Origin of the sequence: Salinisphaera sp. G21_0 (assembly GCF_017744115.1) — a bacterium.
In the GTDB taxonomy this organism is placed as follows: Bacteria; Pseudomonadota; Gammaproteobacteria; order Pseudomonadales; family Endozoicomonadaceae; genus Endozoicomonas.
The window spans coordinates 1-13,398 of the sequence record NZ_JAGHQW010000089.1; the positions used below are offsets into that span (position 1 = coordinate 1).

At 52.5% G+C, this 13,398-nt stretch carries 7 protein-coding genes; 1 reads left to right on the plus strand and 6 read right to left on the minus strand.

Annotated features, from left to right (window positions below; all coding sequences use genetic code 11):
- Positions 1-349: 349 nt before the first annotated feature.
- Genes J7439_RS23840 through J7439_RS23865 form a run of 6 tightly spaced genes read right to left on the minus strand, consistent with a single transcriptional unit; the run spans position 350 to position 7,596 of the window.
- Complete coding sequence (locus tag J7439_RS23840; protein WP_209204554.1) at positions 350-2,155, minus strand: BatD family protein; 1,806 nt, start codon at positions 2,153-2,155, stop codon at positions 350-352.
- Positions 2,149-4,065: a VWA domain-containing protein gene (locus J7439_RS23845; RefSeq protein WP_209204555.1), complete on the minus strand. Its 1,917-nt coding sequence runs from the start codon at positions 4,063-4,065 to the stop codon at positions 2,149-2,151. Before J7439_RS23845 ends, J7439_RS23840 begins: the two co-directional genes overlap by 7 nt.
- Positions 4,058-5,095: a vWA domain-containing protein gene (locus J7439_RS23850; RefSeq protein WP_209204556.1), complete on the minus strand. Its 1,038-nt coding sequence runs from the start codon at positions 5,093-5,095 to the stop codon at positions 4,058-4,060. The genes J7439_RS23845 and J7439_RS23850 overlap by 8 nt, the downstream gene beginning before the upstream one ends.
- Complete coding sequence (locus J7439_RS23855; RefSeq protein WP_209204557.1) at positions 5,088-5,585, minus strand: DUF4381 domain-containing protein; 498 nt, start codon at positions 5,583-5,585, stop codon at positions 5,088-5,090. Before J7439_RS23855 ends, J7439_RS23850 begins: the two co-directional genes overlap by 8 nt.
- 58 nt (positions 5,586-5,643) lie before the next feature.
- Positions 5,644-6,582: a DUF58 domain-containing protein gene (locus J7439_RS23860; RefSeq protein ID WP_209204558.1), complete on the minus strand. Its 939-nt coding sequence runs from the start codon at positions 6,580-6,582 to the stop codon at positions 5,644-5,646.
- A gap of 42 nt (positions 6,583-6,624) precedes the next feature.
- A complete protein-coding gene (locus J7439_RS23865) occupies positions 6,625-7,596 on the minus strand; it encodes an AAA family ATPase (protein ID WP_209204559.1) in 972 nt (323 codons plus the stop codon).
- A 445-nt stretch (positions 7,597-8,041) separates the two neighbouring features.
- On the opposite strand from J7439_RS23865, the gene J7439_RS23870 reads away from it, so the two are divergent.
- Complete coding sequence (locus J7439_RS23870; protein ID WP_209204560.1) at positions 8,042-12,901, plus strand: NAD-glutamate dehydrogenase; 4,860 nt, start codon at positions 8,042-8,044, stop codon at positions 12,899-12,901.
- The last annotated feature ends 497 nt before the right edge of the window (positions 12,902-13,398 follow it).

Genomic DNA, 13,398 nt, shown 5'->3' on the forward strand with positions numbered 1-13,398 from the left:
AGAATGACAACGATAGAGTACGACCTTGTCAGCCCGGTAAAGTTCCAGGCAACCGGTATCAGAGAAGCCTGACCTTTTTGTCAGGCAGCCTGGCTGTGGGATGTGTTACTGGATAGCGCACCGCTGCCGCTACTCCGGATGAATACACGTCAACTGCCACAGCCTGAAAACTGACGTATTCATAATTTCTGAAAACATAAGAGAGCCAGCAGCTTTCACTGCTAAGAAACATCACTATCACCACTTGGTCTAAAAAGTCGGAAGTTTTCTGCCATCTTCGCTACTGGGTCGCCTGGACGGGCGCTATTCCCGGTCAGCCTCCTGGAAGCTCCCGTCAAATTCAGCTGATCTATTCTGGATAAAGCTTACCAGGCAGCTGATCTTTTTTCCGAACAGACTTTCTGCCTCTGAGCTTTCTGCATACTTCCAGCAATGTGGTCAACTGCTCCTCTTTAGCAGTTGTAGCAGCCCCTCCTGCCTGAGTTTGATAAAGGCTGACTGTCAGTTGGTTGCAGATCACGCTCAGTTCCTCTGAGCCAAGCTGATTGAGACAGTCGGTCAATGATGTCAGGTTCTCATTGTTAAGATTTTTGTTAAGGTTGTTGGTAAGATTGTTGTTAAGATATATGCGACCCCAGTTTTTCAATTCGCTCAGCGTCAACCGAACATCGTTCTGCAGGCAGGCTGCTTCCAGTTGGCGGAATGCTTCTGCTTCAGAGGCGTGTTTCCCGGATCGATGACGTCCACCCATGTTAATGATTGATTGATCTGACTTTGTTGCGGCACTGGATTTGAACCGCCAGAATGCCAGGGTCATCAGCCATAACAGTGCAAAAAAAGCGGTTAACCACTGCCAGAAGACAGGTGTCTGCCAGATGCCGGGAGATTCCTGCGATGTTGCATCGCTGACTCTGGCAGGTTCCGGGCATTCAGCAGGCTTGTCTGTTGGCAATGTGGTCGGGGAGGCGACGGTTAAGGCATTAGCGTTTGGATCGGCGGCTACATCTATCTCTGTTGCAGGCAGTCTGGAGGTTTTAGTCTCACCACTTGCTGTATCAAACCAGGTGTATTCAATCGCGGGCAACGTGATTTTTCCGGGACGGGTTGGAATCATGGCTATGGAATCCGTGCGTTGCCCCTGAACGCCATTGGCCGTTTCGCGGTCTGCAGTCCCGGATTTATCCGGGTAGCTGTTCACTCCCTTTGGCTGAGTCATCAGAATAGGTGGCAGTTGTGCGGCACTGAGACCGTCGGCATTGACGGTAATGGTTCGGGTAATGGCATCACCCACCTGCAAACTGTCCAGTGGCTGGCTCCATTGCTCCTGAATCGTTACCTTTCTCGCGGGTAACCAGGTGTCACTGGCAGGGTAGTTTTCAGGTCTGGGTTTTACCTCAATTTGTATCTCCCCGGAGCGGGCAAGTACGGGTTTGCCACCACTGGAAAAGAAACTGCCAAATGGATCCCGGGGCTCCACCGCCACACCGGTAAAGGTCAGTGATGGTATGATTATGTCACCCACTGACTGGGGATGAATCGAGTACTTCAACTCAAATCCCCGGTAGCGAATACCCTCAATAATGGTATCCAGTTTTCGTGTTTCCCCCAGCTGCTGAATCAGTGCATCGCTGATGTCCAGGGCACTCAGCCGGTTATCATCATACAGCTGGACTCTGGAGAGAATGGTCAGGGTGAAGATCAGCTCCTGCTGGACATAAATGCTGTTACTGCTGACCTCGGCGTTCATCAGGATTGGGCCGGAGTCCGTTGTTGGGTCATCGGGTCTGTTATCGCTGACGGTGATGGTAACCGCTTCAGATTGCAGGTCACCCAGTTGGATTGGGGGAATCACCAGCGTTCCCTGCTGTTTCGGAGCCAGGGTAACCACCCAGTCGCGGCTAAACTCCCTTTTGCCATTAATGATACTGGTCTTGTTCTGTTGCCGGGTGCCCAGTATATCAAAACTCCACTCCAGGGGTTTCAGGTCTGGAGCGTCACTGGAACTTTCATCCGTGCGCAGGGTTAGCTCCAGGGTTTCATGGCTGGCCAGTGACGTTCTGTTAACACTGGCGGTAAATGCCGCATTGGCCATCATGGAAACCGAAAGACTGATCAATGCGGTCAACATCAAATAAAATGACTTTCGATTTACCATGATGCCTCCTCCGTTCTGTTTTGCTGAGACTGTTGCTGATGCAGAAACTTTCTGCGTAATAGACCACCCGGGTCATCCGGAATGGTTCTCAACCAGCTTTCAATAGCCTGTTGTTCGGCAGAAAGTGGCTGTTCATCTCCCCCTTCATCCGAAGCGCTGGCCGTTGTTTTCGGAGGTTTATCATCCACTTTATTTTTTTCTGCCTGAGTGGTCTGTCGTGATGGGCTGGTGCTGTCCTTATCTTCAGACGGCTGAGGTTGAGTCTGTTGATCTTGCTGCTGGTTCTGATCAACTGGTGGGTTGTTCTGCGGGCGCTGTTGCGATGAAGATTCCTGCGTGCTGGTGTTTTCACCTGCCTGGTCATTTTCAGGAGCAGCGTCATCCCGGTTGTTGTTTCTGGATTGGTTATTATCGCTCCGGGACTGCTGCTGGCTATTTTCACCCTGGCCACTTTCTTGCCGGGTGCTATTTTGCTGACTGTTGTTTCCCTGATTTTGCTGCGATTGGTCTGACTGCTGCTGTAATAATTGTTCAACCAGATGACGATTGAACCTGGCATCCTCCATATTGGGTTGTTGGGATAATGTCTGGTCATAAGCGTCAATGGCTTCCTGAAGTTTGCCTGCCCTGGCCAGTGCATTGCCCCGGTTGTACGCCGATATGGGCTCAATCGTCTGATCATCAGGAGAGTTAAGGGTTGATGCAGATTCCTCAAACTGCTGATTCCGGAACAAGGCTTCCGCTTTCCAGGCCGGATCGCTAAACAGGCTGGCTGCCAGCTCCGGATTCCCCTCCTGAAGCGCTTTCTGCCCCTGCTGATCCCGTGTCTGCCACAGGTCATTCCAGCTTAATGCCATGGCATCCCGGGGGACCGGCAACAGGGAGATCATGATCAGTACTAACCAACCCCGGCGAAAGCCCAGCAGGGCAGCCGGTAATAGCAGCCATACCAACCAGTAACCGGCGTCATACCACTGATCAAACTCACGCTCAGTTGATATCTGTCCGCTGAATAGTGGATTGATGTTGCCTGTTGGCAGGAGGGCTTGCAGGTCAGTAGCTGCAACGGTCATGGTCTGGTATCTACCGCCATTGGCCCGGGCCAGTGACTGCAGAAGGGACTGCTCCAGTTGAGGGACGACAATGGCTCCCTGTTGATTTTTCAGATAACCGCCATCAGGCAACGGAATCGGTGCCCCCTGTTCAGTGCCGGTACCAAGAATGGATAAACGAATACCGCTGTTCTGCAGCAGGCTGGAAATCTGCTCCGCCTGTGCTGCGGTCATGGAGCCCGTAACCAGCAAAATATCACCGGACTCACTGCTGCCCTGGGTCAGGAGCTGTTTTGCCAGGCGCACTGCTGCTACAGGGTTGTTACCCTGCACAGGCATAATGTCAGGGCCAAGGGCTTTGGTCAGGTTATTCAATGTACGACTATCGTCTGTCAGTGGCGCTACGGTATGGGCAGAACCAGCGTAGGCGACCAGGGCAGAGAGCCCTTCGCTGCGCTGGTTGAACAGATCCTGCAGCTTGAACCGCACCCGTGTCAGGCGGTTGGGGGAAAGATCAGCCGCGTACATGTGATAGGAGAGGTCAACGGCAACCACCCAGGGCTGTTGATGTTTACTGACGGGGACCGGCTCCTTCTGCCAGGCAGGACCGGCAAGGGCCAGAGAGGCGATCACCCAGCCAGTCAATACCAGCATAAGCGGCCAGCGAGCCGGTTTCTGCTGCTCTCCTTCCAATAACCAGGGCAGAAGCGCAGGGGCAATGACTTTAGACCAGCTGCCCCGATCCCGATGTTGTCGCCAAAGCAGGAATACAAGGGTGATGCAGGGCAGTAGCATCAGCAGCCAGAGAGGTCTGATAAAATGGAATTGATCTATAAACAAAGAGAAAAATTCAATCATGGTGAGCCTTCCCTTTGTCAGCTTTCCAGTGGTTAAGAGCGCTGGGGAAATTGATATTTATCATTGCCGGGATCAGACTTAGCAGCAGCGCCAGCCCCAGTGGCCAGAAAAACAGGTTCTTGCTGGGGCGAAACACCTCTTCTTCCTGAACGACAGGCTCAAGCTGATCCAGCAGCGCATAAATCTTATTCAGTTCCTCAATATTACGGGCTCGGAAATATTGACCGCCTGTTAGTCCTGCCATTTCCTGTAAGGTTTGCTCGTCCAGGTCCGCCGATGGATTAACCCGGCGGGAGCCAAAGAAACTGCGTTCCACCATCTCTTCAGCCCCGAGGCCAATGGCGTAGATTTTGATGCCTTCTTCTCTGGCAATCTGGGCCGCCTGCAGCGGGGAGATTTCTCCAGCGGTGTTAGCACCATCGGTCAGCAAGATAAGCACCCGACTGTCTTCGGGGCGCTTACGAAGATGCTTGACGGTAAGGCCCAGGGCATCCCCAATCGCTGTCTTGTTGCCCGCCATCCCGATAGCCGACTCATTCATCAGTGTTCTGACCGTTTCCCGGTCAAAGGTCAGCGGTGTTTGCAGATAGGCCTGGGTGCCAAACAGGATAAGTCCGAGTCGGTCGCCACGACGTCGCCCGATAAAGTCATTCATCACCGCTTTGGTGGCGCTTAGCCGATCAACCTGACGGCCATTGAGCACCATGTCTTTGATCTCCATACTGCCTGAGAGGTCAACGGCCATCATCAGGTCACGACCACTGTCCTGTATCTCAACGGGGTCTCCCAGCCATACCGGTTTGCTGGCAGCAGTAAGCAGCAGTAGCCAGATCACACCGGGTAGAATGATTCGTTTGCCAGAAGGCGTTTCCTGTTCTGCCCGTTGCTCACCCACTATGGACGACAGCTTGCCATAAAAAGGGGCATACAGCGCGGCATCATTATTGCTGTTGGCCGGTTTGACTAATCGATAAACCAGCAGAGGTAAGGGCAGGGCAATCAGTATCCAGGGCCATTCAAGCTCAAGCATGGTGTTTCTTTATCCATTGCCGGGTGAGTTTATACACGTTCGCTGGCATCTCGTCGGGAGTGCCGTGGGGCGGCGTTAGCGGTATCTGCGGGTTATAGCGGTGGTTATTGAAGGCGCTGTGGTTGAGGAATTCTGGCATATCGCCGGTATCCGCCAGAAACTGGTTCCAGGAAGCCCCGTTCAGCCCGGCAACCTTGTTGGCAGGAAACGCATGCAAGGCTACCCGTTTTAACAGTTCATTGGATTCATTGGCCAGTCTGTGCAGCGACTGGTGAACCTGATAGTCAGCGTGAATTTTTCTGGCTTGCAGCAGTGCCTCTGAGCGGTAACGGTTTTTCTGCCAGCGACGCCAGCTGTAGAGGGTGACCAGAACTATCAGGGCAATACCGATCAACGCCAGAAGCCACCAGCCAATGGCGGGTGGCCATAATCCAACAGGGTCCGGGAGATGGTTCGGGCGGAGTTGGTCCAGAGGATTTTGCAGGTCCATAACTAAGTCCTCTGTGGTGCCGTAAGCTCAAAACAGACGTTAACCACCAAATATCTCTTCACTGAGCCAGCTCCCTGTTGTTCGTCCTGACACCATACAGCCCCAACAACTGCTGCGCGGAGGGTGTGGCACAATTAATCTCCAGCAGCGGGATACGATACCGTGCCAGCATCTGCTTCAGCTGTTCATGGTGCGTCAGATACTGCTGATGGAACTGCTGGCGCAGCTGAGGGTGGCCGGTGTTCACCGACAGATTGTGCATGCCATCGGTTATCCGGTATTGATCCGGAGTTGGCAGATGCTGCTCCAGAGGGTCGTTCACTTTGATAGCCATCAGTTCATTGTGCCGGGCCAGCTGAGCCAGATGCTGTTCGGACTCTTTATTAACATGACTGAAATCGCTGATCAGAAATACCTGGGTGCCGGGGTGGGCTACTCGCCGGGTGTGCCTCAGGGTTCTGGCCAGCCCATGTTCCGCATCCATACTGGCTATGGAGGCAAGGCGGAGTTTCCGGTTCATCCGCTCCGTCTGGTTAAGCCAGTGCATCAGCGTTTTTCTGGAACGCTTTGGCCTTGTTTCATTCAGCTCATGTTCATTGAAAATAACACCGCCAATCCGGTCGCCATGGTTAAGGGTTGCCCAGGCAATCAGAGCGGAGATTTCCGCCGCAGTGACCGATTTGAAGTTCAATTGGCTGCCAAAGAACATGGCATGGCTCTGGTCGAGCAAAATCATCACCGGCCGCTCCCGCTCCTCCTGAAATACTTTGGTGTGCGGCTTCATTCTCCGGGCTGTGACCCGCCAGTCGATGGAACGGATATCATCCCCGAACTGGTAGGCCCTGACTTCTTCAAAGTCGATACCACGGCCCTTGAACGGGGAACGGGAGTTACCCAGCATCTGCCGCTGGCTGCGTCCCTGGCGAAACAAAGGCAGGTCCCTGGCCGACAACCGCAGATTAACCAGGCTCTGTAATGTACAGTAGGCTCCACTCATGGCTTTTCTCTAATAGCCCTTTTAATGCATGTGTGAATCAGTTCAGGCGATGGGAACTATGTCTAATAGCTGGTTGATGATCTGGTCTGCATCCTTACCCTCGGCTTCTGCTTCAAAGGTCAGCAGCAGGCGATGGCGCAGCACGTCGTGGGCGATCGACTGAACATCATCAGGGGTGACATAATCACGGCCATCCAGCCAGGCATAAGCACGGGCGCAGCGATCAAGGGCAATGGTGCCCCTGGGGCTGGCACCGTAATCCAGCCATCCTGAGAGTTGATCGCTGTAACGTTCCGGGTGGCGGCCGGCATTAATTAACTGAACAATGTATTCCTCAACCGATGGCTCCATATGCACGGCCAGCACTGCCTGGCGGGCCTGCAGAATTTCTTCCCGGGTAAGCGGGGATTGGGGGCGCTCAACCGGTGTCTGCATGGCTTCTCCCCTGGCCAGTTTCAGAATTGCCCGCTCTGCGGCAACATCGGGATAGCCCACCCGGACATGCATGATAAAGCGATCCAGCTGGGCCTCCGGCAATGGGTAAGTGCCTTCCTGCTCAATGGGGTTCTGGGTGGCCATCACCATAAAGACCTCAGGCAATGGGTAGGTTTTCTGGCCAACACTGACCTGCCGCTCGGCCATGGCTTCCAATAATGAAGATTGAACTTTGGCCGGTGCGCGGTTGATCTCATCCGCCAGAATCAGGTTGTGAAAAATCGGGCCGGGCTGAAACCGGAAGCTGCCATCTTCCGGCAGATAGATGTCGGTGCCGGTGACATCGGCAGGCAGCAGGTCAGGGGTAAACTGGATTCTGTGGAAATCGGCATCCAGGCCATCGGACAGTGCTTTAACCGCCCTGGTCTTGGCCAGGCCGGGCGCACCTTCAACCAGCAGGTGTCCGTCAGCCAGCAGGGTGATTAACAGGCGGTTAACCAGATGTTCCTGGCCAATGATGGTGCTGGAGAGGTAGTTTTTCAGCTGACTGAATTGGGTAAAACAGTGGCTTGATGACATTTTTTTCAACCTGGCAATCTGTCTGCGTCTTTAAAGAGAGTGCATGGCACCACTTTTCAGTCTGGAAATTCTACAAGTCATTTGCGCTATTGATAAGTCCCATCCCTGTGTCTTGTCGAATGCTTTACCATTAAGTAGTTAACCAAATGGAATCGTATTTTCTGACTTGGTGATCAGTCACTCTCGGCAACTGCTCCTGCGTTGCTCTAGCTCCTGCATCCATGCAGTCGTGCGGCGTTACAACTCCGGTCACATAGCTAAGGCTATGCTCCCTTCGTTGTGCCTTGCATAGTAACTGCCCACCAAACCAGAAAATACAATTCCATTTGGCCAACTACTTAAAGGCCTTATTTTCCACAGCGCCCTTCAATATAGGTTTGCCAAGGCCGATGGTCTAGTACAAGGATTTTAAAACAGATATCTATTCAAAATGGAGAGGCCAGGGATGGGGCAGTTAAATAGTCAGGAGCGTAAAGAAACTCTGGATAAACTGATCAGTGATCTGGCTGCCCATATTCCGGTAGAGCAGCTGGATAGCTTTCATGAGTTTGTCTATCGGTATTACTCACTGGATACCCATGAGGATCTGGTATCCGGCAACTGGCAGGAACTGCTGGGCGCTACCCATTCATTCTGGAAGTTTATTCAATACCATAATCCGGGCCAGCCGCGCATTGAGGTTATCAATCCGGAATATAACATGCATGGCTGGCACTCAACCCATACCGTCATCCGAATCCTCCATCGGGATATGCCTTTTGTGGTGGACTCGCTCAGGATGAAGCTGAACGATTATGGCTCGACCATTCATTTATTGCGCAATGGCGTCTTCTATTCCCGGCGTGCCGGAGACATGACCTTGCAGTTTGGGGAGGAACGGGGTGAGGGTGAATTTGTTTGCCAGGAAGCCTTTGTTTATCTCGAAATCGACAGGTGTGAGGACCAGAGTCAACTGGACCAACTGGAGAGCCAATTGAATGCGGTCCTCAGGGATGTCAGTCGTGTTGTCGATGACTTCGGTGAAATGACCGGACGGGTGAAAAGGCTGGCGGCTATGGCCGGAGACCCGGCGGCTATGGCAGGTGGCTTGCTGAAAAAGGACGATGAGGTTCAGGCGTTTCTGGAATGGCTGCTGGATGACAATTTCACCTTCCTGGGTTACGAAGAACTGATTGTCACAGAATATGAAGGCAGCCGTCGGCTGAGAAGACCGTCGGAGTCACTTTTTGGGCTGTTGAAACCCGCCAATGAAGGTCAGCCCGGTCAGCTGTCACTGGAACCTTTTATTGAACATGACCTGTTTGAGCTGACCGAGCGGCTCTCTTTCTCCAAAGCTTCTGTCCGCTCCAGTGTTCACCGGCCAGCTTATCCTGACTTTATCACCGTGCGACGTTTTGATGAGCAGGGGCGCATTGTGGGTGAAGCGCGTATTGTTGGTCTCTACACCTCTCCGGTGTATCGCAAGACGCCCTATGCCATTCCCTATATCCGTAACAAGGTGTCGGCGATCCTGCAACGTTCTGGCCTGGACCCCAAAAGCCATCATGGCAAAGACCTGGTGCAGATACTGGAGATTTTTCCCAGGGATGAATTGTTTCAGACCAGTCAGGACGAGCTTTTCCAGACCGCGATGTCAATCCTGAGAATGCAGGAGCGGAAGCAGATAAAAGTTTTTATCCGGCAGGACCCCTACGGGCCATTCTGTTCAGCGCTGGTCTATGTGCCAAGGGATATCTACAGTACCCGCTTCCGTCGGCGGGTGGAAAACATTCTCTGTCACCGGCTGGAGGCAGAGGACAGCGAGTTTACCACCTATTTTTCTGAGTCGATCCTGGCCAGAGTTCATTTCGTGTTCAAGTTGAAAGGGCGGATTGATTACAACCTGGACGTGATTACCCGGGAGATTATGCTCGCTGGATCATCATGGAATGATGACCTCAGGACAGAGGTGCTGGAAACCTTTGGGGAGGTGCGGGGGAATAAACTGCTGGCAAGGTTCTCTGATGGGTTCAGTGCCGCCTATCAGGAAGCGTTCAAGCCCCAGTCTGCGGTGACGGATATTCGCCATTTTGAAAAAATGGACAATGACCGGCCGCTGGCCATGGGTTTTTACCAGTCACTGGATGATGCCGCCGGTCTGGTTCATCTGAAACTGTACCATTTTATCGAGCCCCTGCCGTTAGCTGACCAGATTCCAATTATTGAAAACCTGGGTCTGCGTGTGCTCGGTGAGTATCCCTATCTGATTAACACCGCTTCCGGTGAGACCATCTGGATTCATGACTTTCAATTAAGTTTCGATTCCCGAATTACTATTGATCTGCAGAAAGTGGGTCCCACCTTCCGGGAAGCGTTTGAAAAAATCTGGTTCGGGGAGGCGGAAAATGACCGGTTCAACCGGCTGGTATTATCCGCAGGCCTGAGTTGGCGGCAGGTTGCCATGCTTCGGGCTTATGCCCGTTATATGAAGCAGATTCGTGTCGGTTTCAGCCAGACTTATATTGCCGAAACGTTGTGCAATAACATTGAGATTGCCCGGTTGTTGGTGGCGTTGTTTGAGGTTCGCTTCAACCCCATGCTGAAGCTGTCCATAACTCAGCGCCTTGCCCGTCAGCAGCATATTCAGCAGCAAATTCTCCATGGGCTTGACCAGGTGGAAGTATTGAGTGAAGACAAGCTTATCCGCTGTTATCAGGATGTGATCAAGGCAACACAGCGAACCAATTTTTATCAGAAGAGTTATCAGCAGAGTGACGAAGGAAGTGCCAAGTCGTATATCTCCCTGAAAATGGCAGCGAGGGAGATACCGGACATTCCCAAACCGGTGCCACTGTATGAAATTTTTGTCTACTCGCCCATTGTCGAAGGTGTGCACCTGAGAGGGGGCAAAGTGGCCCGTGGCGGTTTGCGCTGGTCTGACCGGGTGGAAGATTTCAGAACGGAAATTCTTGGACTGGTTAAAGCCCAGCAGGTGAAAAATGCCCTTATTGTCCCCGTGGGTGCCAAAGGCGGTTTTGTGCCCAAACAGTTACCGGTTGATGGCAGCCGGGAAGCGATGATGGAAGAGGGTATACGCTGTTATAAAACCTTTATCAGAGGACTGCTGGATATCACCGATAATCTGGTGGAAGGTGACGTGGTTCATCCGGATGGTGTGGTGATGTATGACGACAGTGACAGTTATCTGGTGGTGGCCGCTGATAAAGGCACGGCAACGTTTTCCGATATCGCCAACGGCATTGCGCAGGATTACAACTTCTGGCTGGGGGATGCTTTTGCTTCTGGCGGCAGTGTGGGTTATGACCACAAAAAGATGGGGATTACCGCCAGAGGTGCCTGGGTTTCGGTGCAGAGACACTTCCGGGAAAAAGGGATAAATGTCCAGCAGGATGTGATCTCTACCATTGGTATTGGCGATATGGGCGGAGATGTTTTTGGCAATGGTATGCTGTGCTCTGAAACCATTGCTTTAATTGGTGCATTCAATCATCTGCATATTTTTGTTGATCCCGATCCGGATGTTTATCAGAGTTTTGCCGAGCGCCGTCGTTTGTTTGAATTGCCTCGTTCCAGCTGGGCAGACTACGACACCAGTCTTATTTCTGAAGGCGGGGGAGTTTTTTCCCGCCAGGCAAAGTCAATCGCCATCAGTCCTGAAATGAAGGAGCGCTTTGGTATTACCGCCAGTCATCTGCCACCCAATGAGTTGATTCGCTGTATGCTGCGGGCCCCGGTTGATCTGTTATGGAATGGTGGTATCGGTACCTACATCAAGTCAATGAACGAAACTCACAGCGACGTGGGGGATAAGGCCAATGACCCACTGAGAATTAATGGTTGTGAAGTTCAGGTCAGTGTGGTCGGAGAAGGGGGGAATCTTGGGTTGAGTCAACTGGGGCGTATGGAGTATGCGCTGAAGGGCGGTGGATTGAATACCGACTTTATTGATAATTCCGGTGGCGTTGACTGTTCTGATCACGAGGTCAATATCAAGATTCTTCTGAATGATATGGTCGCCAATGGCGATATGACCATTAAACAGCGAAACCAGCTGCTGGAAAGCATGACCGATGAAGTGGCCGCCCTGGTATTGACCAATAACTACCGTCAAACACAGGCGATTTCTGTGGTTGAATCGGACGTTGCCTCAAGAATGGGTGAGTATCGTCGTTTTATGCAGCACCTTGAGGAACGGGGTAAGCTGGACAGAACCATTGAGTTTTTGCCGGATAATGAAGCGATGGCCGAACGGGCCGCTAATGGGCAGGGGTTAACCCGGCCGGAATTGTCCCTGTTGATTTCATACAGTAAAGCTGACCTGAAAGAAGCGTTACTGAACTCGACGGTGATTGATGATCGATATCTTACCCAGGAATTATACAGTGCCTTTCCGCAGATTCTGGTGCACCGCTTCCCGGAGGAGATCAGAAAACATCGTCTGCGCAAGGAGATTATCTCTACCCAGATTGCCAATCATCTGATTGATATGATGGGGATTACGTTTGTTTATCGGCTGCAGATGACCACGGGGGCGTCATCGGCCGAGATCGCCCGTGCCTTCAGCGCCAGTCGTGATGTGTTTAATGTTTCCCGTTACTGGATGATGATTGAGCAACTGGATCATAAGGTTTCCAGTGCCTTGCAGTACCGGATGATGGGCGCATTGATCAAGCTGGTGAGGCGGACTACCCGCTGGTTTATCCGTCTGAAGCGTCAGGACCTGATACCGGCCGAGTGTGTTGAACATTATGGGCCCAGGGTGGAGAAATTCCTCTCCTGTTTTACCGAATCCCTCGGTGAAGAAGAAAAGGCAGAGTTGGACAAGGCCGTTGACAGTATGGTTGCACAAGGCGTTCCACAGGCACTGGCTCTGGTGGTTGCCGGGCAGCGTTATCTGTTGAGTGTGTTGCCCGTCATCAGGGTAGCCGACGAAACCGGGGTTCCCCTGGAGGTAGCCATCAGGACTTTCTTTACCATAGGTTCTCGCCTGGAGCTGACCTGGTATGGTAATGCCCTGTCGCAACTGGAAGTGACTAACCACTGGCAGTCTCTGGCACGGGACAGCGCCAGGGACGAATTGAGCTGGCAGCAGCGTAAATTATCCGAAGGGCTCATCACCATGGCGCAGGATGGCGTACCCATTGAACAAACCATTGATAAATGGATTATGGATAACCATGCCCTGGTAGCCCGCTGGCAGAGTATGCTGGCCGATATACGCAGTGCTCCACAGGCCGATCTGGCCATGTTTGCCGTTGCCAATCGTGAGTTAATGGATCTGGCTCAGGTCAGTTTGCATGGTTAGTATACGGTTTCAATGTAATTGATGGGTTCCTTCTGTCATTATGATATGGGGTCAACTACCAGTGGCACTGACTTATGGCCTCAGCCCTTGATAATTCAAGGCTTACTCGGAAAGAAGCGACTTGGAAAAATCGGATATCGACGCCCTTGCCGCACTGGTTGACCCGTCCCAGCGCTCGCCTTCCACAAAAAGCCCCGGGACCAGCTGAAAAAGAACGAAGTGCAGGCCAGGAAGGTGAAAGGCAGTGCCAAACGTTTCAGCCCGCATCTGAAGATGCGTTCCCGCTAACCTGAACTCAACCGATCAACGTAAACGGGTCAGCCTCCTGGCCCGGTAGTTTGTTGCCCATGGGTTCCATCATTAAACCGGTGTCTGGGCAAACTCCTCCGCTTCGATTTGCAGCCGCGCTGCTATTTCCGCCTGCCGTTGCCCGGCAGGCTTGCCATGCACGGCCCCCAAACTGTCCAGCGCCACCTGGGTAATGATCTCTTCTTGCA

Excerpts from the sequence above, each read along its gene's own strand:
- J7439_RS23840 (WP_209204554.1), bottom strand. The coding sequence starts at position 2,155 with ATGGTAAATCGAAAGTCATTTTATTTGATGTTGACCGCATTGATCAGT.
- J7439_RS23855 (WP_209204557.1), bottom strand. The coding sequence starts at position 5,585 with ATGGACCTGCAAAATCCTCTGGACCAACTCCGCCCGAACCATCTCCCG.
- J7439_RS23860 (WP_209204558.1), bottom strand. The coding sequence starts at position 6,582 with ATGAGTGGAGCCTACTGTACATTACAGAGCCTGGTTAATCTGCGGTTG.
- J7439_RS23850 (WP_209204556.1), bottom strand. The coding sequence starts at position 5,095 with ATGCTTGAGCTTGAATGGCCCTGGATACTGATTGCCCTGCCCTTACCT.
- J7439_RS23845 (WP_209204555.1), bottom strand. The coding sequence starts at position 4,065 with ATGATTGAATTTTTCTCTTTGTTTATAGATCAATTCCATTTTATCAGA.
- J7439_RS23865 (WP_209204559.1), bottom strand. The coding sequence starts at position 7,596 with ATGTCATCAAGCCACTGTTTTACCCAATTCAGTCAGCTGAAAAACTAC.
- J7439_RS23870 (WP_209204560.1), top strand. The coding sequence starts at position 8,042 with ATGGGGCAGTTAAATAGTCAGGAGCGTAAAGAAACTCTGGATAAACTG.